We start from the raw sequence: 26,198 nt of genomic DNA on the forward strand, positions 1-26,198 counted from the left end.
ATATGAACTTTTTTTTATTATAGATTTTTCTTATATCCTAATTTTCAAATAAAAAAAGGCCGTCTGAACGCAATGTTTCAGACGGCCTTAATTTAGGTATAACGCGATTAAGCGTTAGCTCCCTGTTGCTCTTGGTAGATTGCTTCGAAGTTGATCGGAGCAAGCAGTACAGGTGGGAAGCCGGCGCGGGTTACGCTGTTGGAAATGGCTTCGCGTGCGTAAGGGAACAGGATGTTTGGACAAGCAACGCCCAACAGCAGTTGTACGTCTTCTTCAGGAATGTTTTCCAGACGGAAGATGCCGCTTTGGGTAACTTCGTTCAAGAACATGGTGCGCTCTTCGTTCAGTTTGGCAGTTACGGTCACGGTAACGTCAACGCTGTAGAAGCCGTCTTCCAGTTTAGTGTTGCCGGTAGAAACGCGCATATCGACTTCAGGCTCACCTTGTTCCAAGAAGATTTGTGGTGCGTGAGGCACTTCCAAAGACAAGTCTTTTACATACAGACGCTCAACGCTGAATACGGGTTGCAATTCTTCGCTCATTTTATTTTCCTAAGTTAAGGGTTAAGGATTCAGTAATTCGTCCAGCTTGCCTTCCTGCTGCAAGCGGTACAAATCGGTAAAGCCACCGACATGGGTGTCGCCGATAAAAATCTGCGGCACGCTGCGCTGGCCGGAAAGCTGCTGCATTTCGGCAAAAACTTCCGGATTGCCGTCGATGCGGATTTCGTTGATTTCTTTCACACCCACCGCCTGCAACAGCCTTTTCGCCATGGTGCAGTACGGACAATACGGACCGGTATAAACAGTAACGGTTTGCATGATTTCTTCCAAAATACCAATGTTCATGACTATATGGGCATAGGTGTTATTTTACAAGTGTTCCCGCCGTACGGTTGTAAAAAACATTCAGACGGCCTCTTGGCCATAAACATTTGTGCAGATGCGGAAAAACCATAATTAAAGTATGATAAGCGCTTTCGCAGAATGACTTTTGCCATTTGTTTTTTGGAGAAGAACACATCGCAAAAGTTTTTCTATTCAAAATCAGGTATCCCCATGCTTTCAGGAATCCCCATCCCCAAGGACGCCGTGCGTCCGCCCGAAACTGTCCTCGTCAACATCACGCCGCAAGAAACGCGTGTGGCTGTTTTGGAAGAGAACAATATCTGCGAGCTGCACATCGAGCGCAACAGCGGCCATAGCTTGGTCGGCAATATTTATTTGGGCGTCGTCAAACGCGTCCTTCCTGGCATGCAAAGCGCGTTCATCGATATCGGCTTGGAACGCGCCGCGTTTCTACATATTGTCGACGTCCTCGAACAACGCCGCAATCCGGACGAAACCCAACGCATCGAACACATGCTCTTTGAAGGCCAGTCCGTCTTGGTTCAGGTCATTAAAGACCCCATCAATACCAAAGGCGCACGCCTGTCCACCCAAATCTCACTGGCCGGCCGTTTCCTCGTCCATCTTCCGCAAGAAGACCACATCGGCATTTCCCAACGCATCGAGGATGATGCCGAACGCAGCAGTTTGAGGGAGCGCCTCAACAACCTGCTGCCCGAAAATGCCTGCCACGGCTACATCATCCGTACCAACGCCGAAAACGCTTCCGATGACCAACTGCAATCAGACATCAACTATCTGACCAAAGTGTGGGAACACATTCAAAAACAGGCGAAAATCCAACCGCCCGAAACCCTACTGTATCAAGATTTGCCATTGAGCCTGCGCGTTTTGCGCGATATGTTCAGCCTCGATACGCACAAAATCCTGGTTGATTCCACCGAAAACCACCGCCGCATGACCCAGTTTGCCGAACAATACGTTCAAGGTGCATTGGGCAGAATCGAATTGTTTAAAGGCGAACGCCCCCTATTTGAAACCCACAACATCGAGCAGGAAATCGCCCGCGCCCTGCAACCGCGCGTCAACCTCAACTTCGGCAGCTACCTCATCATCGAGTCCACCGAAGCCATGACCACCATCGATGTCAACACCGGCGGCTTTGTCGGCGCGCGCAATTTTGATGAAACCATCTTCCGCACCAACCTCGAAGCCTGCCACACCATCGCCCGCGAACTCCGTCTGCGCAATCTCGGCGGCATCATCATCATCGACTTCATCGATATGGCACAGGAAGTCCACCGCGAAGCCGTCCTGCAAGAGCTTGCCAAAGCCCTCAGTTTCGACCGCACCCGCGTCACCCTCAACGGCTTTACCAGCCTAGGCCTTGTCGAACTGACCCGTAAACGCTCGCGTGAAAACTTAAGCCAAATCCTCTGCGAACCCTGCCCTTCCTGCCAAGGCCGAGGCCGTCTGAAAACGCCGCAAACCGTGTGCTACGAAATCCAACGCGAAATCGTCCGCGAAGCGCGCCGCTACGATGTCCAAGCCTTCCGCATTTTGGCCGCTCCAAATGTCATCGACTTATTCCTAGACGAAGAATCACAATCGCTGGCGATGTTGATAGACTTTATCGGCAAGCCGATTTCTCTGGCAGTCGAAACCGCCTACACGCAGGAACAATACGATATTGTGTTGCTGTAAAGATAAAAGGCCGTCTGAAAACTTTTCAGACGGCCTTCTTGTTTGAGCAAATAAAGATTACGGTTTCACTACTTTACCGTTGATTTTGACGGAAGTCAGTTTCAAGTTGTAGGTTTTGCCGTCATCGGTATAGCTGATTTGCGCCGGGATATTGTCGATATCGGAAGCAAAAGAGTAAGTAACGGTATCGTCGCCGCGGCGGACGCGATATTTGCTCACAGGCGTTGTGCCACCGTTCAGCTTATAGCTTTCGCTACCGATTTTGTTCATGCTGCCGACAGTGTACAGTTTTTTACCGTTGGTAATTTTCAAATCTGACGGCAGGCGCACGTCATTGGCGGCCAGTTGCCATGCCAAAGTGAACAAGTCCATAGCCGGGCCGGATTTTTCGGTTTTCAAATCACCTGCTTTGCCGTAAGTGATGTTGCCGCCGGAGAATTTGGCCTCGGCATACAATTTACCGCCGCGTACATCTTTGTAGTAAGACGGATGCAGGGTCGTGCCGTTGATGCTGCCGCCTGATTCAAAGCGGATATTGTAAAGCGGTACTTTGATGGTAGAGACGATTTTGTATTGGTTGCCGCTGCGTGTGAAGGTCATGGTCGCAGGAATACCGTAGCTGCCTGAGTATTGCAAAACGGCAGATTGCGGCAATTCAGCGGCTTGTGCGCCGATGGAGGCTGTAAGTAGGGAAAGTGTCAATAAGGTTGTTTTAATCGGATTCATGATGTTTTCCTTGTGTGTATAGTGTTTTAATTAAGCCAACATGCTTTGACCGGCGGCATTACGTTGTGCATTCAAAACGCGGTTGCCTTCGATTTTCAGACGGCCTGCAACGAAATCAGCAACGGCTTGTGGGAAAAGCTGGTGTTCAACCGTCAGCACGCGTGCGGCAACATCGTCAGCGGTATCGCCGTCCAAAATAGGAACAATGCCTTGTGAAATAATCGGGCCGCAATCCAGCTCGGGCGTCACGAAATGGATGGTGCAGCCTGCCACTCGGCAACCTGCTTCCAATGCGCGTTCGTGGGTATGCAGACCTGTGAAAGAAGGCAGGATGGACGGATGGATATTGATCAGGCGGTTTTCATAATGTGCGCAGAACTCCGGAGTCAAAATGCGCATAAAGCCCGCCAATACAACCAAATCGGGCTGATAGGCATCGATTTTCTCCATCATGGCCTGATCAAATGTCAGACGCGAGTCGAAGTTTTTATGGTTCAAACTGTCAGTGGCAATACCGCGTTCTGCCGCCCATGCCAATCCGGCTGCGGTCTCGCTGTTGCTCAATACGGCTGCAATATTGGCATCGGGAATATTGGCATTCACAATCGCCTGCATATTGCTGCCGCGTCCGGAAATAAGGATGACGATATTTTTCATCATAATTCCTTGTTTGTTTGGAACAAAGGCCGTCTGAAACGGAATTTTTCAGACGGCCTTTTATCCGTTGTTTAAGGGCGTAAGCCTTGATTCGGATTATTGAACTTTTTGTACGTCAACTTGTACAGGTTGTTGTGCAGCAGCATCAGGCGCGCCGACTTTAACCAGTTTCACGTCGAATACCAAAGTAGCGTTCGGGCCGATTTTATCGCCGGCGCCAACTTCGCGGTAAGCCAATTTCGCAGGGATGTAGAATGTTGCTTCGCCGCCTTCTTTCAAGAGTTGGATACCTTCAGTCCAACCTGGAATCACTTGGCTTACAGGGAAGCTTACTGGGCCGCCGTTGGCTTTGCTGCTGTCAAATACAGTACCATCAATCAGACGACCTTCGTATTCGACGGTAACGATGTCGTCTTTAGTCGGTTTTTTTCCTTCGCCTTCTTTGGTGATTTTGTATTGCAGACCGGAAGCGCTGGTTTTCACGCCTTCTTTAGTTGCGTTTTCTTTCAAGAACGCTTCGCCTTTTTCCAAGTTTACTTTGGCATCTTCAGCACGTTTGGCGGCCGCTTTTTCTTGTTGCTCTTGCAGGAATTTCATCATCACTTCCTGAGCTTGGGCTTCAGTCATTTTAACTTCTTTGCCTTCAAACATGGCTTCCATGGCTTCGGTGAAGACTTTCAAATCGATTTCTGTGCCTTGGTCTTTCATTTGTTTCAATGAACGGCCGATGTCCACACCCATTGCGTAGCTGGCTTGTTGGGCAGTAGAACCGATGGCGGAAGCATCTGCAGTCGCATTTGAAGCTGCGGAAGCAGCAGGAGCATCTTTGGCGGCAGTGTCTTTTTGGTTGCAAGCAGTCAGTGCCAACAAAGCAGACAAAGCCAATGCGCTGAATTTGAAAGTTTTGTTCATGATTATGTCTTTTCCGGAAAGGTCAAAAAAGGGGATTATAGCTGAGTTTGATTGAAATGGAATCAAGGTGGATTAAAATTTGTAAAGGCTCTTATCAAAAACATTAAGGCCGTCTGAAAACAAGTTTCAAACGGCCTACTCTTAACTATCGGTCAAACGATTAATACCAGCCGCGCAGTTTCATTGCTTTTTCAACACGACGGATACTCATCATGTAAGAAGCGGTACGCAGGTCAACATCGTATTCTTGAGCCAAGTTCCAGATATCGCGGAACGCACGGCGCAGAACAACGGTTTCTTTCTCTTGAACTTCGTCAAACTCCCAGTAGTAACCTTGCAGGTTTTGTACCCATTCAAAATAAGATACAACCACGCCGCCGCAGTTTGCCAAAATATCAGGAACAACCAATACGCCGTTTTGACGCAGGATAACATCAGCTTCCGGAGTAGTTGGACCGTTTGCGCCTTCAACCACGATTTTCGCGCGGACTTTACCGGCGTTTTCAGAAGTCAGTTGGTTTTCCAGCGCGCAAGGGGCGAGTACGTCCACTTCCAGAGCCAAAAGTTCGGCATTGCTGATTTCTTTGCCGTAGCTGGCTTCGTTGGTGATGAAACCTTTGGTTTGGAATTCTTTGATGATTGCTTCCATATCCAAGCCGTTTTCATTGTAGATGGCAACGTCAACAGTAGATACAGCAACGATTTTCGCACCGGCTTTGTGTGCATAGTAACCGGTGTGGTAACCCACATTACCGAAACCTTGAATGGCGTAAGTGGCACCCTTCACGTCTTTGCCCAGTTTTTCCAAAGCTTGGACGGCGGCGAAGTTTACACCATAACCGGTGGCTTCGGTACGCGCCAAGGAGCCGCCAAACTCAACCGGTTTGCCGGTAAATACGCCCGGCGCGGAATGTTTCACCACGTTTTCATAGGCATCAACCATCCAAGACATGATTTTGCCGTTGGTGTTCACATCAGGGGCAGGAATATCGATTTTCTCGCCGATCAGCGGAGAAATGGCTTCGGAATAAGCGCGAGCAATGCGTTCCAATTCCGCTTCGGAATAGTTACGCGGATCCAAAGTAATACCGCCTTTACCGCCGCCGTAAGGAATACCGGCCACGCAGCATTTGATGGTCATCCAAATAGACAGTGCTTTGACTTCGTCCAGATTTACATTGGGATGGAAGCGCACGCCGCCTTTGTAAGGGCCGACGGCATTATTGTGTTGTGAACGATAGCCGGTGAAGTTTTCTACTGTACCGTTGTCGAGTTTGACAGGGAAGTTGACTTCCAAAACACGTTGCGGCTTTTTCAAGATTTCAAATACTGCCGGGTCGGCATTCAGGCGATCGCAGGCAATTTTTACTTGTTTTTGTGCAATTTCAAACGGATTCAGTGTTTCTTTAACAGCAGATGCGGACATGTATTTTTCCTTTTCATACACATGATTAGACGAGAGCCATACTTGTTACTATATACAAAAACAGAAAAAAATGTAATAGCATGTAGTCGATAAAAAGCAAATCCATTCATTTATATATAAATTTAGTTTGAGGCCGTCTGAAAATATCGGCATGCCGACCAAAAAATTTTCAGACGGCCTAGTATAAATGCTCATCAAACCATTCAAAAAAACACACAAACCCTTTGTTTTTTAATGCCTACCAAACCACCCTTTTTGTTGACAAAATCCCTTCCATATTCCAAATAGGCTAACAGCCTCACACCAGCAAAAATTGTTAACAATTTAAACAAATATCCCTTTAAAGAATCAGCAAAACATCGGCAAATCAGGCAAACAATGTTAAAATAACCGCTTAAATAATATGACAGAAAGCTACTCAATGACCACTGCTGCTTTAGAACACGTTCAAGCCGTTGCCTTTGATTTGGACGGTACCTTATGTGATTCCGTTCCTGATTTGGCCGCAGCAGCCCAAGCCATGTGTGCGCACTTGGGTTTACCTGTTTTGCCTACCCAAACGGTTGAAAGTTATGTCGGCGACGGCATCAGCAAGTTGGTTCATCGCGTCATTAGCAATGATCGTGAAAAAGAAGCCAATCCTGAAATCTGGGAAAAAGGTTTTGTGTTCTTTATGAAATATTATCGCGAACACTTGAGCGACTTTACCCGCCCCTACCCTGAAACCGAAGCCGGTCTCGGCCTGCTCAAGTCCTTGGGTATTCCATTGGTTGTCATTACCAATAAAAATGAAATTCTAGCTGCTGAGTTGCTGAAGCAGCTCAATCTCGACGGCTATTTCAGCTTGGTTCTCGGCGGAGACAGCCTGACTGAGAAAAAACCCAGCCCATTGCCGCTTCAACATGCGGCCGAAGTTTTGGGCATCGACGTTGCCAATATGCTGATGGTGGGCGACTCCAAAAATGACATTATTGCCGCCAAAGCGGCCGGTTGCTTCAGTGTCGGCGTAACATTCGGCTACGGCGACATGACCTTACTCTCTCAAGACAAAGTGACCAAACCTGATTTGTTGATTCGAGCCCTGCCTGAAATCTACGAAAATCTACAACCACAAAAGAACAAAGACGAAGAATAGTTCGGCTTTATTTTCAGACGGCCTTTTCGGTGCTTTCACCTAATCAGGCCGTCTGAAATCTAATTCAATGTAGTTAAACTCCCTCCTCTTCCATATCCCCATGAAACCTCCCAAAACCTTACGCGCCCGCGCCTTGGATATTCTTTCTCGTCAGGAAGTCAGCCGTGTCGGCTTGAAACGCAAACTGGCTCCGCACGCTGAAAGCGAAGAAGAATTGGAAAAGGTTTTGGACGAATTTGCCGAACGAAATTGGCAATCCGACCAACGTTACGCAGAAGCCTATATTCACAGCAAGAACAACCGTTACGGCACGCTCCGCCTCAAGCAAGCTTTGGCGCAACAAGGTATCGATGCAGACGACTGTCGGGAGTTCCTACCCGACAGGGAGGACGAGCTGCAAACCGCTATTTCCGTCTTGCGTAAAAAATTCAAGCAAGAAGCTCAAGATTTGAAAGAAAAACAAAAACAGGCGCGTTTCCTTGCCTATCGCGGCTTTGGTGCTGACACCATTCAGACGGCCTTAAAAACCGCGTGGAATGAAGACGAAGACTTCTATCAATAATCATTCCCACTTGAATCTTTGCTTCTATCGGCGTACCCTTACGCTTTTATTCGATAATTATCAGAGCTTCATCATGTCCGACAAACCGCACGATACACCTAATCCCCTACTCGAAGACGAACGCAAAAATCCTGTTTACCGCTTGGGTCAGGCAGTAGCCGGATTCATGTTGCTGGTTTGGGCCGGCGTTTTGGCCTTGGTTTTCTTCTTGGTTTTCCGTTTTTGGTTAAGTTAAATCCAACCTGAAGCATTATTTTTCTTCAAAACAAACTAACAGAGTTTGTTTGTACATACTCAAAAGGCCGTCTGAAAACACTTTCAGACGGCCTTTGCTTATAACGAGATCATCCTCGAATTACTTTGCGGATATTCGGATTGGCATGCATTGCATGAATAATCTGATTAACCTGATCCAAGTCTTTGACTTTAATTGTGAATTTAAATTCTACAAAACCTTCCGTTCCTGCTTGCGCTTTGGTTGGCGTATCGACAGATTCGATATCCGCACCGGAATTGGAAATCGCTTGCGCCATTGAAGCCAACAAACCATGCGCATCTTCGGATTTGACGTTGAGGATGGTGCGGTACGTTTGATTACGCAAACTGTCCCAGCCCGCATCGAGTTGCTCTTCCGGATCGGCTTTGACCAAAGTTTGACAGGTATCACGGTGGATAATCATACCCTTGTCTTTAACCAATAAGGCGCGGATCGCATCGCCTGGAATCGGATGGCAACATTCGGCAAAATGAATCCGGCCGGTTTCTTGATCGTTGACTTTGATCGGGCTGAGTTTGACCGCACTGCCAAAATGTTGGCCTGCCAACTCGGCAATGTGCATGGCAACGTGTACCGGCAAAGTATGCCCCATACCGACATTGTAGAGGACCTCTTCAAACGAGGTTTGTTTGGTATTCAAATCGGCAAGGTATTTTTCTTTGAGGTCGTCTGAAAGCAGGATATCTTTAGGCAACAGGCTGGATAAAGCTTTTTGCAGCAGGTTCTCACCCAAAACAACGGCATCGTGACGATTCAGATTTTTAATGTATTGGCGGATGGCGCTGCGCGCACGGCTGGAAACGGTAAAGTTCAGCCATGCCACATTAGGCTTGGCATGCTCGGAAGTAATGATTTCTACCGTATCGCCGGTTTTCAGTTTGGTGCGCAACGGCATCATGACGTTATTGATACGCGCGGCAACGGTTTTATGACCGATATTCGTGTGAACGGCATAGGCGAAGTCAATCGGTGTCGCACCTTTCGGCAAGGTAAGGATATCGCCTTTCGGGGTAACGATATAGACTTCGTTGGGGAACAAATCAACTTTGACATGCTCCAAAAACTCGATGGCATTTGAGCTGCTGGCTTGCAGATCAAGAATATTTTTCATCCATCGATTCATATGGAGGACGGCTTGGTCCGGAGTATTTTCACCGGATTTATAAATCCAATGGCCGGCAATACCGCCCTCTGCCACAGCGTCCATTTCACGCGTACGGATTTGCACTTCGATCGGCAAACCGTAAGGGCCGACCAAGGTCGTGTGCAGGCTTTGATAACCGTTACTTTTCGGAATGGCGATATAGTCTTTAAAACGGCCGGGCTTGGGGTGGTATAAATTATGCAATGCGCCCAACGCGGCATAACAGGCAGGAATGCTGTTTACAATGACCCGAAAGCCGTAAATATCCATCACTTCGGCAAAACGCAGCTTTTTAGCCAGCATTTTTTGATGGATGCTGTACAAGTTTTTCTCACGGCCTTTGATTTTGGCTTCAATATTGATACCGACCAAACGCTGACTGAATGCACGCAACACTTTGCCGACAACATCGCGGCGATTTTTGCGGCTGTTGTCCATGGCTTTTTTCAGGGTTTCGTAGCGTCTTGGGTGGAGGTTTTGGAACGATAGGTCTTGAAGCTCTTGATACGCATTGTTCAGGCCAATGCGGTTGGCGATTTGAGCATAGATTTCGAGGGTTTCTTTGGCGATGCGGCGGCGTTTTTCCGGACGCATAGAGCCAAGGGTGCGCATATTGTGCAATCGGTCGGCAAGTTTGACGACGATGACGCGCACATCTTTAGTCATGGCGAGGATCAGTTTGCGGAAACTTTCCGCCTGATGCTCGGCATGATCTTCAAATTTGAGTTTTTCCAGTTTGGAGAGGCCGTCTACCATTTCGGCAATGGTATTGCCGAATTCTGCCGCCATTTCGACTTTGGTTACACCCGTATCTTCCAATACATCGTGCATAACGCCTGCGCAGAGGCCTTGAACATCCATGTGCCAAATCGCAAGCTGCGTGGCAACGGCAAGGGGATGGGTGATGTAGGGTTCGCCGCTTTTACGGGTTTGTCCGTCATGGGCGTGGAAAGCGTAGGCAACGGCTCTTTCAAGCTCGGCCTGCTCATTGGTATTGAGATAGGATGCGGTGCGAAACAAAAGCTCGCGCGCTTCTGCTGTCAACGGATCATAGGGGGCGGTAGGCAGTGGGGCTGGCATTTTCAGACGGCCTTTTATGGCTATTTTTAAGCCGTCAGACTGTATCGGTTGTGATATCGCACCGATACAGTCCGCGCGACGGTTTTATCGGTTTGCCGGTTGGTTTATTTGTTGCGGGTCAGCAGCTCGGTTCCGATTTGTCCGGCTGCGATTTCACGCAGGGCGGTAACGGTTGGTTTGTTGTTGCGGATGTCGTCAACCAAAGGCGTGTTGCCGTTTTCGAGCTGGCGTGCGCGACGGGCGGCAACGAGGGTAAGGTCGAAGTGGTTAGGGATTTTACCTGTGCAGTCTTCAGTAGTAATACGGGCCATGTTTGCTTGCTTTCTTTCTATGTTTCAAATAAACGGTTATTTTCGCTGTTTTTTAGGAATTTTCCAACAGGTTTGAAATAAATCCCTGTTGAGAGGATTTTTTCAGACGGCCTGCTTTAATAATGTGGAATAAATCGGCTTCGGCACGATCCAAATCGTCATTCACGACAACGTAATCGAACAAAACGGATTGCTCAATCTCATGACGGGCTTTTGAAAGGCGTGTTTGAATAACTTCTTCGCTGTCTGTACCACGGCCGATCAAACGTTGCGCTAAAACTTCAAAGGAAGGCGGCAGGATAAAAATACTGCTGGCTTCAGGCAACGATTTACGCACTTGCGCCGCACCTTGCACATCGATTTCCAAAATTACGTCATAGCCCTCTTCGCTCAATGAATTCACGCCGGCGATGCTGGTGCCGTAATAATTGCCGAACACATTGGCGTGTTCCAAAAAGGCTCTTTGCTCAATCAGTGATTCAAATTCTTCTTTGGGAACAAAGTGGTAATGCACACCATGTACCTCACCCTCACGCGGCTGGCGCGTAGTATGAGAAATGGAAACACGGATATCGTCATGATTTTTCAACAGGCGCGACACCAAAGTCGTTTTGCCTGTGCCCGAAGCGGCGGAAATGATGAAAATATTGCCTTTTTTGTGATTTTGCATGGTAATTCAGCCGATGGTATGTACCTGTAAATTATAACACAACACAATGTTTCTCGGAATTTCAGACGGCCTGTTGCAAAATTTGGCTATTGTATCGATTAATTTGGCAAGTTTGCATATGACCGCTACAATGGCGTGTTAAAAACTTTTTGATTTCGGAATATCGAAATGTTGATTCATCCTGAAGTAATGGGCGTAGAAGCTTTGGCGGACAAAATCCGTAAAATTGAAAACTGGCCGCAAAAAGGGATTTTGTTTCATGACATTACTCCCGTTTTGCAAAGCGCAGAATATTTCCGCCTGCTGGTTGATTTGCTGGTTTATCGCTATATGGGGCAAAAAGTTGACGTTGTGGCAGGCTTGGACGCGCGCGGTTTCATCATTGGCGCGGCTTTGGCCTATCAACTGAATGTCGGCTTCGTTCCCATTCGTAAAAAAGGTAAACTGCCGTTTGATACGGTTTCTCAAAGTTATGCTTTGGAATATGGCGAAGCAACGGTAGAAATCCATACCGATGCCATCAAACCGGGCGCACGCGTTTTGTTGGTAGATGATTTGGTGGCGACCGGCGGCACCATGCTGGCAGGCGTCGAGCTGATCCGCAAACTGGGCGGCGAAGTAATCGAAACAGCTGCTATTTTGGAGTTTACCGATTTGGACGGCGGCAAAAAAATCCGCGAAAGCGGCGCGCCGTTATTTACCCTGTGCCAAAACAAAGGCTGTATGTAACACACAAAAAACCGCAAGCCGATCAGCCTGCGGTTTTTTATTGTTAAAATTATTCGAGAACGTATCCGTCTGTATCCCAAAAGGTTTTTTTCACCAACTGGTCGTCTTTATAAACCAACTCGGATTTCTTCGCACCATCATCATACCAGTCCAAAATGATGCCGCTGCGTTTGCCGTTGCGAATGCTCAATTCAGACACAACGCGGCCATTTTCATCCCAACTGATAATTTCCGTCGGTTTGTCATTGCTCATCATCATTTCGGTTTTCGGGCTGCCGTCTGAATACCATTGCTTCCAATAGCCATTGGCTTTATCGTGCTTAAATTGAATTTCGCTTTCTTTCACACCGTTTCGGTAATAGCGGGAACCCACACCCTCACTCAGTCCATTTTGATAGGGCATCACCGCAGATTTTTTGCCGTTTGGATACCAGTTAATCCACTCACCGTGCGGCTTACCGTTGCGATAGCTGCCAACCATCTTTTTCTGCCCGTTAAAATGCCACAGGGTCAGCGTGCCATTATCCAGAGCCGGCACAAAAACCTTAATCTGACCAGCAGGTATCTCGTACGGATCAGAATATTTTTTCATTGATGGATAGTAAAAATCCTGAACCTGCGCCTTGCCTGCCGCAATTTTGTATTGGCGGACATAAGCAACCGAAGGCATGGTTGCCGTCAGTTTACCGTTTTGATTGAAATAAACGGTATATTGCTGGGCAAAAGCGACAACGGGCGTACTGAATAAAACAGCAGCCAACAGGCCTGATTTTAAACAATTATTCATAATATTGGGTTTGGCAGTATATGTTCTACAAAAAGTCAGTAATAAAAATCTACCGGCATTTAAATCTATGACAAATATTATAAGCCATAGTTTCAAACCCTGCTTGGATTTCACAGCCGACATATCATAGGCGTTTGTATTTTCTTAAAACATTAAAGACATTACAAAATAGAGGCCGTCTGAATTTTTTTCAGACGGCCTCTATTTCAATTACATTAAAACAATTTATTCTTCACCCAACAATTGCTCACGGGTCAACAAGAATACGAACCCGTCACCACTGCTGGTTTCCAACCAAGTAAACGGCAATTCCGGATAAGCCGCCTCCAATACTTCGCGGTTGTGGCCGATTTCAACCAGCAATACACCTTTCGGATTCAAATATTTCGCAGCCTGCAAAATGATTTGGCGTGTAGCATCCAAACCATCTTCTCCGCTGCCCAAAGCCAATTCCGGCTCATGCAGGTACTCATCGGGCAATGCTTCCACAGATTCCGCATCAACATAAGGCGGATTGGAAACAATTAAGTCGTAGGTTTCATCCAAACCTTCAAACAAATCGGTATGCACCAAGCTGATGCGGTCTTCCAAGCCATAATCTTCAATATTGATCGCGGCCACTTCCAGCGCATCCAAGCTCAAATCAACAGCATCGATTTGTGCATCAGGATAGTGGTGTGCCATTTGAATGGCCAAACAGCCGCTACCAGTACACAAATCCAAAGCTTGATGCACCAACTCATCATGTTCAATCCAAGGACGGATACCGTCGCCAAGCAATTCATAAATAAAAGAACGAGGCACGATGACGCGCTCATCGACATAAAAATCAAACTCGCCCTGCCATGCTTGATGTGTCAGATACGCGGCAGGAATATGCTCCACTGCGCGGCGTTCGAGAATGGACAATACCTCTTCCTTCTCGCTTTGCAACAATTTAGCACCCAAATAAGGCTCCAACGTATCCAAAGGCAGATTCAAAGTGTGCAAAATCAGATAGGCTGCCTCGTCATGGGCATTATCGCTTCCGTGTCCGAAAAACAGTCCGGCATCGTTAAAACGGCTGACGGCGAAACGCAACAAATCGCGAACAGTGGTCAGCTCTTGAGCAGCTTGGTTGAACATAATGTTTTGTCTTGTCAATTTAAGAATGTTGAAATTATAACAGAAAGGCCGTCTGAAAACTTTTCAGACGGCCTTCGATTTAACTCAGCTTAAGATTATTTATCGCGGCTGAATACGATTTTGGTAGCTTGGATAGCAACGCAGACAGCACCACCGATGAAGATCAAGTCAGCAGCGGTACGAACCCAACGCAGGGTATCCAGAATTTCCATTTGCAGGAATTCTTCGCTACGTGCATACCACAGACCATGAGTGATAGAAGCGTAAGCTTGAATCACGCCGACCGGCAACAGGCTGATAGCAATCATACCCACCAGACCGCCGTTCAACAGCCAGAATGCCCAAGTCATCAGTTTGTCGTCAAATTGAGCATTAGGTTTCAGGTAACGTGCAACCAGCAATACGAAGCCCAGAGCCAAGAAACCGTACACACCGAACAGAGCTGCGTGAGCGTGAACTGCAGTAGTGTTCAGACCTTGGATGTAGAACAGGGAAATCGGTGGGTTAATCAGGAAGCCAAATACGCCGGCACCGATCATGTTCCAGAAGGCAACTGCTACGAAGCACATCAGAGGCCAACGCAGACGTTTCGCCCAGTCGGACAGGTGTTGGTAAGACCAGTGTTCGTAAGCTTCACGGCCCAGCAGAATCAAAGGTACAACTTCCAAAGCGGAGAAACATGCACCGATTGCCATAGAGGCAGAGGTAGAGCCGGAGAAGTACAAGTGGTGCAATGTACCTGGAATACCGCCCAACATGAAGATGGCAGCAGCAGCCAAAGTAGAAGCTGTGGCAGTACTACGGCGGACAAAGCCCATGTTATAGAAGATGAATGCGAAAGCGGCAGTAGCGAACACTTCGAAGAAACCTTCTACCCACAAGTGAACCACCCACCAACGCCAGTATTCCATCACAGCGATTGGAGATTTTTCACCGTAGAACAGACCAGGAGCATAGAACACACCCACACCAACCATAGAAGCTACGAAGATAGCCAACAGGTTTTTGTCTGTACCTTTTTCTTTAAAGGCAGAAATGGTGCAACGCAGCATCAGGAACAGCCACAACAGCAAGCCGACCATCAGCAGAAGTTGCCAGAAGCGGCCCAAATCCAAGTATTCGTAACCTTGGTGACCGAACCAGAAGTTCAGCTCAGGCGGAATGATGTGAGTCAAAGCAAAGAAGTTACCTGCATAAGAACCGCCGACTACGATGAACAGGGCGATATACAGGAAGTTCACACCGGCACGTTGGAATTTAGGATCTTTACCGCCGTTCACAATCGGAGCCAAGAACAGACCTGCTGTCAGGAAGCCGGTTGCAATCCAGAAAATAGCGGATTGGATGTGCCAAGTACGGGTCAGCGCATATGGGAACCAGTCGGCCATTTCAAAGCCCAAGGCGGTATCGATACCGTAGAAGCCTTGACCTTCGACAGTATAGTGAGCGGTCAAACCACCCAACAGTACTTGTACGACAAACAAAGCAACAGTCAGGAATACATATTTGCCCAACGCTTTTTGAGAAGGAGTCAGTTGTACTTTAGAGATAGGATCCTCAGTAGGTACTTCAACCTCTTCGTGTTTAGTCAAGAAAGAGTAACCCCACATCAGCAAGCCGATACCCATCAGCAACAATACCACGCTGGTGAAGGACCACATGTAGTTTTCAGTAGTCGGTACATTCTTGATCAAAGGCTCGTGCGGCCAGTTGTTGGTGTAAGTGAAGTTCTCATCAGGACGGTTGGCCGAAGCAGACCAAGAAGTCCAGAAGAAGAAGTTGAACAGTTTTTCACGAGCTTCTTGGCTTGGCAATGTGTTGTTTTTCATTGCAAAGTGTTCGCGAGTGGTTTGGAACTTAGGATCGTCGCTGTACACGCCGTGATAGTAAGGCAGAATACTTTCGATCGCTTTCACGCGGGTATCGCTGATAACGACAGAACCGTCTTCCTTAATACGGCTTTGGTTGCGGTATTCGTCAGCCAAACGGGTTTTCAGAACAGCTTGTTCCTCAGGAGAAACTTCGTCAAATTTTTTGCCGTAAGTTTCTTGCGCAGTCAGATCCAACCATGCAACCAGCTCGCGGTGCAGCCAGTCGGCAGTCCAGTCCGGAGCTTGGTATGCACCGTGACCCAATACAGAGCCAACTTCCATACCGCCGGTAGTTTGCCATGCAGATTGACCTGCCAAAATATCGTCTTTGGTCATCAGGACTTTGCCGGATGCAGAAACGACTTGTTCAGGGTATGGCGGAGCCTTTTTATAGACCTCGCTACCCATATAACCAAGAATGGTAAAGCATACTGCCAGTACGGCAAACAGCAAGTACCAAAGCTTCTTGTACTGTCCCATTTTGAGTACTCCTTGATTTTGGTAAAAAGTGGTTGGGTATTAATTCATCAAATATGAATGTTAAAGATTGTATCACGGTTTTAAAAGTAAAGAAATATTTTGTCAATAATATTCCTTTAAAACCATTAACTTACATGATATTGATTCCTATTATCTTGTATAACTCCTCCTTTGTTATATTTTGTGTTAAGCCCACACTAACATTTTCACACAAAAATAAACTTTTCGGTTTAGTTTTTTATACTACTAAAGGAGTATTTAAGGATTAAAAGATTCATATTCATTGAACAATTTGATTTATGTCAAAATACACCCAAACAAGCGCCTACATAATCATACAAAATTTCAAACCATCCTATCAGGATACTTAACTTTTCTTACAATAAGGAAACTTTAAACATGAAACGCCAAACCTTAGCTGCACTTATCGCTTCTGTATTTGCACTGGCCGCATGCGGCGAACAAGCTGCTAAACCAGCTGAAACTCCGGCTGCCACCGCTTCTGCCGAAGCTCCTGCTGCTGCTTCTGACTCACAAGCTGCTGCCGAGACTCCTTCTTCAGAATTGCCTGTAGTCGATGCCATCATGACTCACGCTCCGGAAGTTCCACCTGCAATCGATCGCGATCATCCGGCTAAAGTACGCGTTAAAATGGAAACCGTCGAAAAAACCATGACTATGGAAGACGGTGTTGAATACCACTACTGGACATTCAACGGCGACGTTCCGGGCCAAATGATTCGTGTACGCGAAGGCGATACCGTAGAAGTAGAATTCTCTAACAATCCTTCTTCTACTGTTCCTCACAACGTTGACTTCCACGCTGCTACCGGTCAAGGCGGTGGTGCAGAAGCTTCTTTCACTGCCCCAGGCCACACTTCTACTTTCAGCTTTAAAGCTCTGCAAGCCGGTTTGTACATTTACCACTGTGCCGTTGCTCCTGTAGGTATGCACATCGCCAACGGTATGTACGGTTTGATCTTGGTTGAACCTAAAGAAGGCCTGCCTAAAGTAGATAAAGAGTTCTACATCGTACAAGGCGACTTCTATACTAAAGGTAAAAAAGGCGCTCAAGGCCTGCAACCTTTCGATATGGACAAAGCAATTGCCGAACAACCTGAATACGTTGTATTCAACGGTCACGTAGGCTCTATCGCCGGTGACAACGCCCTGAAAGCCAAAGCTGGTGAAACTGTTCGTATGTACGTTGGTAACGGTGGTCCTAACTTGGTATCTTCTTTCCACGTTATCGGCGAAATCTTCGACAAAGTATATGTTGAAGGTGGTAAACTGATTAACGAAAACGTACAAAGCACTGTGATTCCTGCCGGTGGCGCCGCCATGATCGAATTCAAAGTCGATATTCCAGGCAGCTACACTATAGTTGACCACTCTATCTTCCGTGCGTTCAACAAAGGTGCTTTGGGTCAATTGAAAGTTGAGGGTAACGAAAACCCTGAAATCATGACCAAAAAACTGAGCGACACCGTTTACCAACCTGCCGGTGCTGCCGCTTCTGCCCCAGCCGCTGCGTCTGCCGCACCTGCTGCTTCTGAAGCCGCTAAATAATCCCTCGGTTTAATACGCCAAGCCACTGCTACTCTTCTCTTAGAGTCGCAGTGGCTTCCATCACAATTAATCTTCCTATTCAATCAGACAGATTGATTTTTCAGACGGCCTTGTTATGATTAGGCTATCTTAAAAATAAATTTTCTGTTTCAATCGATAATAAGGGCGTACCATGAAACTCATACGACTCCTCCTCTTAGGCAGTGCCTTAATCTGCGGCAATACATTTGCAGCCGAAATGGTAAAAATCGAAGGAGGCAGCTATCGCCCTCTCTATCTTAAAAAAGAGACTTCCCTTATTAAAGTCAAGCCCTTCCAACTTGACAAATATCCTGTAACCAATGCCGAATTCGCCGAATTTTTGAAAACACATCCACAATGGCAAAAAAACAAAATCAGCTCTAAACAAGCTGAAAAAGCTTACCTGAAACATTGGGTAAAAAACGGCAGCAACAGTTATGCGCCTAAAGCCAGCGAACTTAAACATCCGGTAACCAATGTTTCATGGTTTGCCGCCAATGCCTACTGCGTTTCAAAAGGCAAACGCCTGCCGACTATTGACGAGTGGGAATTTGCAGGCTTGGCTTCTACCACTCAAAAAGACGGCTCTGCCGAACCCGGCTACAACCGCACCATCTTGGATTGGTATGCAGACGGCGGCCGCAACGGTCTGCACGACATCGGTAAAAACAAACCCAACTACTGGGGCGTATACGATATGCACGGCCTGATTTGGGAATGGACTGAAGACTTCAACAGCAGCCAACTCTCTGCCGGCTCGTCCAACACACAAATGTTCTGTAGCGGCGCATCCGTGGGTTCAAGCGATCCGTCCAACTATGCGGCATTCTTACGCTACGGCATCCGCACCAGCCTGCAGTCCAAATATGTTTTAAATAACTTGGGCTTCCGCTGCGCGAGCAAATAAAGTTTAGTTTTTATCACCAAAGCAGCTTTGGCGGTACTGAAAGGTATCGCCGCTTTTTTTGGCCGTCTGAAAAGATGTGGCATACCAAGACAAATTGTGGCATAATCCGCCCGTCTTTATAAAAAGGCACTTAGGAGTTTGCTTAGGTCGTTCGGCTTGGCAAACTTGTCCGAACCTGAAAAGGTTCTTTTATTTTCGGAGTTATCCATCATGGCATTGACCGTAGAACAAAAAGCACAAATTGTTAAAGATTTCCAACGTAAAGAAGGCGATACCGGCTCTTCTGAAGTACAAGTCGCTCTGTTGACTTTCCGCATCAACGACCTGACTCCTCACTTCAAAGCCAACCCTAAAGACCACCACAGCCGTCGCGGCCTGTTGAAAATGGTTAGCCAACGTCGTCGCCTGTTGTCTTATCTGCGTCGTACTCAGCCTGATACTTACCGTACACTGATTACCCGCCTGGGTCTGCGTAAATAATTTATGCTTAAATCAACACCGCCTTCGGGCGGTGTTTTTTTATTGACATACCGATGCTGTCTGAAACACAGGCCCATGCTCTGTGTTATACTTCCACATGCTTAAGCAGCAAGGCTTAAACTTCCAATCACTCCTTAAAGCTCCCATCAAAGCGAGAATCTGAATTGTCTGTTCATTCCATGTTGCACTCAGGAAAATTTTGGCTGAAAACCCTGGTTTTCAGCATTGCCGTGCTTTTATGCCTCGCGGCGGTCTTGAGTGCCTTAATGTTCCGCATATTCAATACAGAAAACATCGACGCATTCATACAGAAAAACTTTTCTGCCCATGGCTGCCAAGTCAAATACAATGCCAATATCAGCAGAAAATGGCTGCCGCGCCCTACGCTTATTTTAAAAAACCTAAGCCTTTCATCTTCCGAACCAGACACGCCGACGCTGAACATTGCCGAATCCAAAATGGGTTTTGGCTGGAGCAGCCTATGGTCAGACGCCCCCATTCTTGAAAAATGGATTCTTTCCAATCCGTCGCTGACGCTGGGCCCAAAAAACCACCTGCCTGCCTGCCTGCAACAAAACCATGCATCAAAAGAAAGCTTCCAGCTCAACCGCGTCATCATCAATAGCGGCAGCATCCGCTATCACAATAAAGAGCAAGATGTTGCCTTAAACGATCTGCAATTTTCCCTACGCAGAGCCGATTCAGACGGCCGTCCCTTCGACATCAGCGGCACACTGCAAAATATCGGTAACCCCATCAGTTGGCAGGGCGCAGGCTATCTGGTACCCAACAATGCCGGTTGGAGTGTTCCCGCCCTTAAGCTGAACCTACAAACCGTATTACTCAAAAACAAGCTGGATGCCCAAATCGCAGGCAGCCTTAATTGGCAAAATCAAACCGCCCTTTTGCGCGACTTCAATCTGCAAGCCGAAAGCGACTATCAAAACTTGCATATCAACGCACGTTCTCCCCTCTTGCAATTCAAAAACGGCTATTTGCACCTCAACACACTCAACGGCGCATTGACCGCCGGCAGTGAAAACAACCAATGGGACGGCTCATTCAAACTGGACAAAACCAACCTCTATCCAACCGTCTTGACCGCCGCCAATTTTGAACTCAAAGGCAGCCATAAAGACGACCGCCTCCAAACCAACTTTACCTTTTCCAGCCCATTGGTTTGGCAAAAAGGCAAAGGCATCGATGCACCCAAACTGCATCTCAGCACCCTGCAAGACACCATCAACCGCCTTCCCCGCCCCCGATTTATCAGCACCCTTGAAGGACTGGCCAATTTCAGCCTCAATACATGGGAAGGCCGTCTGAAAGGCGCATTTGACAGACAAGCCCTTGCCTTGGCCTTTAAATACCAACGCGATGCCCAACCTCGTCCGCACCTTGACGCCGGTATCGCCTTACAAAAACTCAATCTGACCCCTTACTTGGAAGATCTGAAAACCCAGCCATCACTGAACCTTCCTTCCCTGCTGGCCAAATCCTGGTTACCCGACATTGAGGCCAACCTCCAAATCGGCAGCATTCAAACTGCCGGCCTGCAATTAGAAAACATCGAATCCCTGCTCACCGCCGATAAAGAACATATCGCCCTGCACCGTTTCAAAGCCGGGCTTTATGGCGGAAAAACCGAGGGCGGCCTGAGTATTGCAGCAACCCAACCTGCCTCCTACCACCTTCAGCAAAACGCAAAAGGCATACAAATTCAGCCGTTACTACAAGACCTGTTCGGTTTCCACAGCTTCAGCGGCAGCGGCGACGCCGTTATCGACATTAAAACCACCGGTAACGACCGCGCCCAAATGATACAAGCCCTAAACGGCAGCCTACTCCTCGATATTACCAACGGTGCATGGCACGGTATTGATATGGACAGCATTCTGAAAAACGGCATCTCTTCGGAAAAAATCGACAACAGCAACCTTAAAACCCCTTTCCATCATTTCACCCTCAATAGCGAAATCGAGAAAGGCATCAGCCATCATATCAACACCGAACTGTTTTCCGACAGCCTGCACGTTGTCAGCAGCGGCTATACCGATTTGAATACCCAAAAGCTATCGGAAAACCTGCTTATCAGCAACGTACTGCAACCTAAAAACAAACCGATTCCCCTAAAAATCGGCGGAACCGTACAAAACCCTTCCATTACCCTTGATTACAGCCGCTTGACCAATGGCATGAACACGCCTGCAGAAAAACAAAAAGCCCTGCAAGAAACCATACAAGAACAATGGAAGTGGCTCAAACCGCGCTAAATTTTTAAATCAAAGGCCGTCTGGAACCCACAAAGTTTCAGACGGCCTTTTAACAGATACATTGTCAGAATAAGATGTTTACTTAGGAATGACCATATAAATAATCAGTGCAACAATGATGGCAAACCATATAGTCAACATTATCAAGCCCTTTTTGGAGAGTTTTCTTTTTCTCCAATCGAGCCTCAATATTTCTATCATACCCTCAAACATCGCCCCAATCATTTCTATCACGATTTGAAGTATAAATTCCAATAGAAATGACATCTACAAGCCCAAACGCTCCCAAATCTCATCGATTTTGGCCGTAACCGCAGGGTCTTTTTTGATCACACGACCCCATTCGCGGTCGGTTTCGCCCGGCCACTTGTTGGTCGCATCCAAACCCATTTTGCCGCCGAGTCCGCTGACGGGGCTGGCGAAGTCGAGGTAGTCGATAGGTGTATTTTCCATCAAAACAGTGTCGCGTACGGGGTCCATGCGCGTGGTTACCGCCCAGATGACTTCTTTCCAGTCGCGCACGTTCACATCGTCATCGACCACAATGATGAATTTGGTGTACATAAACTGGCGCAGGAACGACCAGCAGCCCATCATCACGCGCTTGGCGTGTCCGGCGTACTGTTTTTTCATGCTGACCACCGCCATGCGGTAGGAACAGCCTTCGGGCGGCAGGTAGAAATCGGTGATTTCGGGGAACTGCTTTTGCAAAAGCGGTACGAACACTTCGTTCAACGCCACGCCCAAAACCGCAGGTTCATCGGGCGGTTTGCCCGTGTAGGTGGAGTGGTAAATAGGGTTTTCGCGCATGGTGATGCGCTCAACCGTAAACACGGGAAAATGGTCCTGCTCGTTGTAATAGCCGGTGTGATCGCCGTATGGGCCTTCCAACGCGGTTTCGTTCGGATGAATCACGCCTTCTAATACGATTTCTGCACGGGCGGGCACTTGCAAATCGTTGCCGATACATTTCACCAGCTCCGTCCGTGAACCGCGCAGCAGCCCGGCAAACTGGTATTCGCTCAAGGTATCGGGAACGGGCGTTACCGCGCCCAAAATGGTGGCAGGGTCGCAACCGAGCACGACGGCGACGGGATACGGCGTATCGGGATTGAGTTTGCGGAATTCCTGATAATCCAGCGCGCCGCCGCGATGCGACAGCCAGCGCATAATCAGCTTATTTTTGCCGATTAATTGTTGGCGGTAAATACCGAGATTTTGGCGTTTTTTGTGTGGACCGCGCGTTACGGTCAAGCCCCATGTTACCAGCGGCGCAACGTCTTCCGGCCAGCAATGTTGAATTGGAAGTTTATACAAATCAACATCTTCACCTTCCCACACGATTTCCTGACACGGCGCATTTTTCACCACGTTCGGCGCCATGCTCCAAATGTCTTTCAGCAACGGCAGTTTGGAAAACGCGTCTTTGATGCCTTTGGGCGGTTCGGGTTCTTTCAGATACGCCAGCGTCTGCCCGATTTCACGCAGCTTGGACACACTGTCCGCACCCATGCCCAACGCCACGCGTTCGGGCGTGCCGAACAGATTCGCCAACACGGGATAATCATAACGCGTACCGTCAGGCTTAATCGGATTTTCAAACAACAACGCCGGCCCTTCGGCGCGCAGTACGCGGTCGGCGATTTCGGTCATTTCCAAATGCGGCGACACCGGATGCTGAATGCGCTTGAGTTTGCCATCGGCTTCCAATCCGGCGATAAATTCTCGCAAATCTCTGTATTTCATGATTTCATTTTCCTGAACAGGCCGTCTGAAAACAGACTGCCATTTCGGGTTTGAAAGATAAACCAGCGGCTATTGTACCTGCCAAATCTGTTCAAATCCCAACTTTCCACGTTCGAATTTCGAGATTTTTTGCAAACTACCGTCAAATTTAAACAATATCTGCTTGTGATTGCTTTCAGACGGCCTTATCTTTGGTAAAATTCCAACTTAATCCAGTTATCAATCAATATCTATCGTGGGACAGCGGCCATGTTTGCAATTTTAGAATCTTTTTTCGTTGAATACGGCTATGCGGCCGTGTTTTTCGTTTTGGTTATTTGCGGCTTCGGCGTGCCGATTCCTGAAGATTTGACGCTGGTAACCGGCGGTGTGATTTCCGGCCTGGGTTATACCAACTCGCATATTATGTTTGCCGTCGGCATGCTCGGCGTATTGGTAGGTGACGGCTTTATGTTTGCGGCCGGCCGGATTTGGGGACAAAAAATCCTTAAATTCAAACCGATTGCCCGCGTGATGACGCCCAAACGCTATGCCCAAGTACAGGAAAAATTCGACAAATACGGCAACTGGGTTTTATTCGTCGCCCGTTTCCTGCCCGGCCTGCGTACCGCTGTTTTCGTGACCGCCGGCATCAGCCGTAAGGTTTCCTACCTGCGCTTTATCCTGATGGACGGCTTGGCCGCGCTGATTTCTGTTCCGGTTTGGATTTATCTGGGCGAATACGGCGCACGCAATACCGACTGGCTGATGAAAAAAATGCACAGCCTGCAATCCGGTATCTTTACCGTACTGGGCATCGGCGCAGTCATTGTCGGTTGGATTTGGTGGAAAAAACACCGCCGCCACACCTTCTTCCGCGAGAAACTGCATGAAAAACGTGCTGCAAAAGCCAAAAAACAAGCCAATCAATAAACCATTCCAGGCCGTCTGAAACACTTCCCCGCTTTCAGACGGCCTCAATCATTCATCAGAAACACCATGAAACAAAAAATCTTCGTCCTCTACACCGGCGGCACCATCGGCATGACCCAAAGCAGCGCCGGCCTACGTCCCGACACCGCCCTCGTCAATAAAGCCCTTGCCCCCTTTTCAGACGGCCTTGATTTCAAATGGCACGTTTGCCAGCCGCTCATCGATTCTTCCGCGGTAACGCTGCAAAACCAACTCGACTGGCTGGATCTTATTATCGCCAATCTGCCTGACTATGACGGCATTTTGGTGTTGCACGGCACGGATACCATGGCATACACTGCCAACCTCTTCGCCCTTTCGCTGCAAGGTTTGGACAAACCCGTTATCCTGACCGGCTCGCAATGGCCTTACGATGCCGCCAACAGCGATGCGCCGCGCAACCTTGCCACCGCCGTTTCCGCTTTCTCACTCAAACTCAAACAAGTGGCGATTGCCTTTGACGGCAAGCTCTTCCCCGCCGTCGGCAGCAGCAAGGTCAGCACCGAGACCGCCGCAGGTTTTGACAACCTGCATTTTGGCGCACTCGCCGAATGGGAGGAAAACAAAGGTTGGCACAATATCCGTACCGCCCCGACCGACCATTCAGACGGCCTCAAGCCGCATCTTCCAAATCCTGAAGCCAAAGTTTCCGTCCGCACGCTGATTCCCGGTTATGCTGCGCAAGAACTTTCAGACGGCCTGCCCCACCTTTCCGCCCAAGCTCTAATCCTGCAAAGCTACGGCCACGGCAATGCGCCGAGCAACGATGCGTTTATCCGAGCAGTCCAAGCCTTTACGCAACAAGGCAAATTGCTGCTCAACATCAGCCAAGTACCGCAAGGTTGCGCCGCCGCCGTCTATGCCCAAGGCGATGCTTTGCGTCAGGCAGGTATCATCAACGGCGGCAAATGCAATCTCGAAACTGCCACCGCGCTGATGACCCTTGCCGTTTCCCATGACTGGAATGCAAATAAGGTGCAACAAGAATTGCGTCAATTAAATCTGCTGTAAACCGCCATTAAACATGACTTTCACCGACACCCACTGCCATCTTGCCGATCCCAAACTTGCCGACACGCTGCCTGCCGTGCTTGCCGAAGCGCAAGCCGTCGGCGTAGCGCGTTTTGTCGTACCGGCTACATCTCCAAATGATTGGCAGGCAGTTGCGCAGTTGGAGATGCCGTCTGAAAACATCCATATCGCTTTGGGCATTCATCCGTGGTTTTCAGACGGCCTCAACGAAGCGGCATTCCAAGAGTTAGAGAAAGAATTAATCCGGCATCCGCAAGCATGGGTTGGCGAAATCGGCTTGGATTTTTATGGCAAAGAGCAAACCCAAGCGCAACGCGACACGCAGACCGATGTCTTTATCCGCCAACTCATCCTCGCCCAAAACCTCAACCGCCGCGTCATCATCCATAATCTGAAAGCTACCGCCGCCATTGCCGCCGCCGTCAAAACCGCCGGTTTCACACGAGGCGGTATCGTTCACGCCTTCTCCGGCAGCGTAGAAGAAGCGCGGATTTTGGTGAAACTCGGCTTCAAAATCGGCATAGGCTCGCTATTGCTCAATCCCAATGCAAAAAAAGTCCGTGCCGCCTTACAAGCTTTAGACGACACGGATTTTGTTCTCGAAACCGACAGCCCTTTTATGCTCGGCCATGAAACCAATACACCAGCCAACATCCGCCGTATCGCCGAAATTGCCGCCGAATTGCGCGGCGTACCGCTGACACAATTGTCTGAAATAACCGAGCAAAACGTGGATTCCCTGCTCCATACTTCCCCTTAATATGCCGACCTCAAG

At 48.2% G+C, this 26,198-nt stretch carries 25 protein-coding genes; 12 read left to right on the top strand and 13 right to left on the bottom strand.

Going from position 1 to position 26,198, the window contains the following annotated elements:
- Positions 1 to 107 precede the first annotated feature (107 nt).
- Together secB and grxC are read right to left on the bottom strand one after the other, a co-directional pair.
- On the bottom strand, positions 108 to 542 hold the full coding sequence (gene secB, locus ACTHS4_RS00880) for a protein-export chaperone SecB (protein WP_003682271.1): 435 nt from the start codon (positions 540 to 542) through the stop codon (positions 108 to 110).
- 21 nt (positions 543 to 563) lie between these two features.
- Positions 564 to 821: a glutaredoxin 3 gene (gene grxC / locus ACTHS4_RS00885; protein ID WP_003684090.1), complete on the bottom strand. Its 258-nt coding sequence runs from the start codon at positions 819 to 821 to the stop codon at positions 564 to 566.
- Between the two features lie 237 nt (positions 822 to 1,058).
- Between grxC and ACTHS4_RS00890 the strand changes: the two genes are divergently transcribed.
- On the top strand, positions 1,059 to 2,552 hold the full coding sequence (locus ACTHS4_RS00890) for an Rne/Rng family ribonuclease (RefSeq protein ID WP_070713423.1): 1,494 nt from the start codon (positions 1,059 to 1,061) through the stop codon (positions 2,550 to 2,552).
- Positions 2,553 to 2,609: 57 nt separating this feature from the next.
- Here the strand turns inward: ACTHS4_RS00890 and ACTHS4_RS00895 are convergent, their stop codons facing one another.
- From ACTHS4_RS00895 to ACTHS4_RS00910, 4 genes are all read right to left on the bottom strand, one after another.
- Positions 2,610 to 3,278 (bottom strand): DUF3108 domain-containing protein, encoded by a 669-nt coding sequence (locus tag ACTHS4_RS00895; protein ID WP_440361781.1) that lies wholly within the window; start codon positions 3,276 to 3,278, stop codon positions 2,610 to 2,612.
- Positions 3,279 to 3,308: 30 nt separating this feature from the next.
- Complete coding sequence (gene purN / locus ACTHS4_RS00900) at positions 3,309 to 3,935, bottom strand: phosphoribosylglycinamide formyltransferase (RefSeq protein ID WP_440365425.1); 627 nt, start codon at positions 3,933 to 3,935, stop codon at positions 3,309 to 3,311.
- 96 nt (positions 3,936 to 4,031) lie between these two features.
- On the bottom strand, positions 4,032 to 4,847 hold the full coding sequence (locus ACTHS4_RS00905; RefSeq protein ID WP_440365375.1) for an FKBP-type peptidyl-prolyl cis-trans isomerase: 816 nt from the start codon (positions 4,845 to 4,847) through the stop codon (positions 4,032 to 4,034).
- A gap of 160 nt (positions 4,848 to 5,007) precedes the next feature.
- On the bottom strand, positions 5,008 to 6,273 hold the full coding sequence (locus tag ACTHS4_RS00910; RefSeq protein WP_440365377.1) for a Glu/Leu/Phe/Val family dehydrogenase: 1,266 nt from the start codon (positions 6,271 to 6,273) through the stop codon (positions 5,008 to 5,010).
- Between the two features lie 421 nt (positions 6,274 to 6,694).
- Between ACTHS4_RS00910 and ACTHS4_RS00915 the strand changes: the two genes are divergently transcribed.
- The 3 genes from ACTHS4_RS00915 to ACTHS4_RS00925 all read left to right on the top strand — a co-directional run bounded on the left by ACTHS4_RS00915 (position 6,695) and on the right by ACTHS4_RS00925 (position 8,205).
- Positions 6,695 to 7,408, top strand: coding sequence for a phosphoglycolate phosphatase (locus ACTHS4_RS00915; RefSeq protein WP_440365378.1), 714 nt, complete (start codon positions 6,695 to 6,697; stop codon positions 7,406 to 7,408).
- Positions 7,409 to 7,508: 100 nt separating this feature from the next.
- Complete coding sequence (gene recX, locus ACTHS4_RS00920) at positions 7,509 to 7,970, top strand: recombination regulator RecX (protein WP_128580832.1); 462 nt, start codon at positions 7,509 to 7,511, stop codon at positions 7,968 to 7,970.
- Between the two features lie 73 nt (positions 7,971 to 8,043).
- Entirely contained in the window at positions 8,044 to 8,205 is a 162-nt protein-coding gene (locus ACTHS4_RS00925) for a hypothetical protein (RefSeq protein ID WP_039861975.1), read from the top strand.
- A gap of 109 nt (positions 8,206 to 8,314) precedes the next feature.
- Here the strand turns inward: ACTHS4_RS00925 and ACTHS4_RS00930 are convergent, their stop codons facing one another.
- The 3 genes from ACTHS4_RS00930 to gmk form a co-directional block, all read right to left on the bottom strand.
- Positions 8,315 to 10,471 (bottom strand): RelA/SpoT family protein, encoded by a 2,157-nt coding sequence (locus ACTHS4_RS00930; protein ID WP_440365381.1) that lies wholly within the window; start codon positions 10,469 to 10,471, stop codon positions 8,315 to 8,317.
- Between the two features lie 104 nt (positions 10,472 to 10,575).
- Entirely contained in the window at positions 10,576 to 10,782 is a 207-nt protein-coding gene (gene rpoZ, locus ACTHS4_RS00935; RefSeq protein WP_003682294.1) for a DNA-directed RNA polymerase subunit omega, read from the bottom strand.
- Between the two features lie 52 nt (positions 10,783 to 10,834).
- Positions 10,835 to 11,452, bottom strand: coding sequence for a guanylate kinase (gene gmk / locus ACTHS4_RS00940; RefSeq protein WP_070826551.1), 618 nt, complete (start codon positions 11,450 to 11,452; stop codon positions 10,835 to 10,837).
- A 168-nt stretch (positions 11,453 to 11,620) separates the two neighbouring features.
- Between gmk and ACTHS4_RS00945 the strand changes: the two genes are divergently transcribed.
- Positions 11,621 to 12,181, top strand: a complete 561-nt coding sequence (locus ACTHS4_RS00945) for an adenine phosphoribosyltransferase (protein ID WP_003745823.1) — start codon at positions 11,621 to 11,623, stop codon at positions 12,179 to 12,181.
- 49 nt (positions 12,182 to 12,230) lie between these two features.
- Here ACTHS4_RS00945 and ACTHS4_RS00950 read toward each other — a convergent pair whose 3' ends face one another.
- The 3 genes from ACTHS4_RS00950 to ACTHS4_RS00960 form a co-directional block, all read right to left on the bottom strand.
- On the bottom strand, positions 12,231 to 12,968 hold the full coding sequence (locus ACTHS4_RS00950) for a toxin-antitoxin system YwqK family antitoxin (RefSeq protein WP_070826552.1): 738 nt from the start codon (positions 12,966 to 12,968) through the stop codon (positions 12,231 to 12,233).
- A gap of 225 nt (positions 12,969 to 13,193) precedes the next feature.
- Positions 13,194 to 14,093 (bottom strand): 50S ribosomal protein L3 N(5)-glutamine methyltransferase, encoded by a 900-nt coding sequence (gene prmB, locus ACTHS4_RS00955; RefSeq protein ID WP_371459991.1) that lies wholly within the window; start codon positions 14,091 to 14,093, stop codon positions 13,194 to 13,196.
- Between the two features lie 95 nt (positions 14,094 to 14,188).
- Positions 14,189 to 16,444, bottom strand: coding sequence for a nitric-oxide reductase large subunit (locus ACTHS4_RS00960; protein WP_049344039.1), 2,256 nt, complete (start codon positions 16,442 to 16,444; stop codon positions 14,189 to 14,191).
- A 399-nt stretch (positions 16,445 to 16,843) separates the two neighbouring features.
- On the opposite strand from ACTHS4_RS00960, the gene nirK reads away from it, so the two are divergent.
- The 4 genes from nirK to ACTHS4_RS00980 all read left to right on the top strand — a co-directional run bounded on the left by nirK (position 16,844) and on the right by ACTHS4_RS00980 (position 21,694).
- Complete coding sequence (gene nirK / locus ACTHS4_RS00965; protein WP_004519389.1) at positions 16,844 to 18,013, top strand: copper-containing nitrite reductase; 1,170 nt, start codon at positions 16,844 to 16,846, stop codon at positions 18,011 to 18,013.
- Between the two features lie 172 nt (positions 18,014 to 18,185).
- Positions 18,186 to 18,941, top strand: a complete 756-nt coding sequence (locus ACTHS4_RS00970) for a formylglycine-generating enzyme family protein (protein WP_371459987.1) — start codon at positions 18,186 to 18,188, stop codon at positions 18,939 to 18,941.
- Positions 18,942 to 19,151: 210 nt separating this feature from the next.
- Positions 19,152 to 19,421, top strand: a complete 270-nt coding sequence (gene rpsO / locus ACTHS4_RS00975) for a 30S ribosomal protein S15 (RefSeq protein WP_003679932.1) — start codon at positions 19,152 to 19,154, stop codon at positions 19,419 to 19,421.
- Between the two features lie 179 nt (positions 19,422 to 19,600).
- The gene (locus ACTHS4_RS00980; RefSeq protein WP_371459986.1) at positions 19,601 to 21,694 is read left to right on the top strand and encodes an AsmA family protein; all 2,094 of its coding nucleotides are present in this window, start codon (positions 19,601 to 19,603) and stop codon (positions 21,692 to 21,694) included.
- 267 nt (positions 21,695 to 21,961) lie between these two features.
- Here the strand turns inward: ACTHS4_RS00980 and ubiD are convergent, their stop codons facing one another.
- Positions 21,962 to 23,440 (bottom strand): 4-hydroxy-3-polyprenylbenzoate decarboxylase, encoded by a 1,479-nt coding sequence (ubiD, locus tag ACTHS4_RS00985; RefSeq protein ID WP_070826558.1) that lies wholly within the window; start codon positions 23,438 to 23,440, stop codon positions 21,962 to 21,964.
- 249 nt (positions 23,441 to 23,689) lie between these two features.
- On the opposite strand from ubiD, the gene ACTHS4_RS00990 reads away from it, so the two are divergent.
- From ACTHS4_RS00990 to ACTHS4_RS01000, 3 genes are all read left to right on the top strand, one after another.
- Positions 23,690 to 24,352, top strand: coding sequence for a DedA family protein (locus tag ACTHS4_RS00990; RefSeq protein WP_070826559.1), 663 nt, complete (start codon positions 23,690 to 23,692; stop codon positions 24,350 to 24,352).
- A gap of 66 nt (positions 24,353 to 24,418) precedes the next feature.
- A complete protein-coding gene (locus ACTHS4_RS00995) occupies positions 24,419 to 25,402 on the top strand; it encodes an asparaginase (RefSeq protein WP_070826560.1) in 984 nt (327 codons plus the stop codon).
- A gap of 13 nt (positions 25,403 to 25,415) precedes the next feature.
- Positions 25,416 to 26,183, top strand: a complete 768-nt coding sequence (locus ACTHS4_RS01000) for a TatD family hydrolase (RefSeq protein WP_070826561.1) — start codon at positions 25,416 to 25,418, stop codon at positions 26,181 to 26,183.
- Positions 26,184 to 26,198 lie beyond the last annotated feature (15 nt).

It is taken from the genome of Neisseria sp. P0014.S009 (assembly GCF_051958155.1).
Taxonomy (GTDB): domain Bacteria; phylum Pseudomonadota; class Gammaproteobacteria; order Burkholderiales; family Neisseriaceae; genus Neisseria; species Neisseria flavescens_C.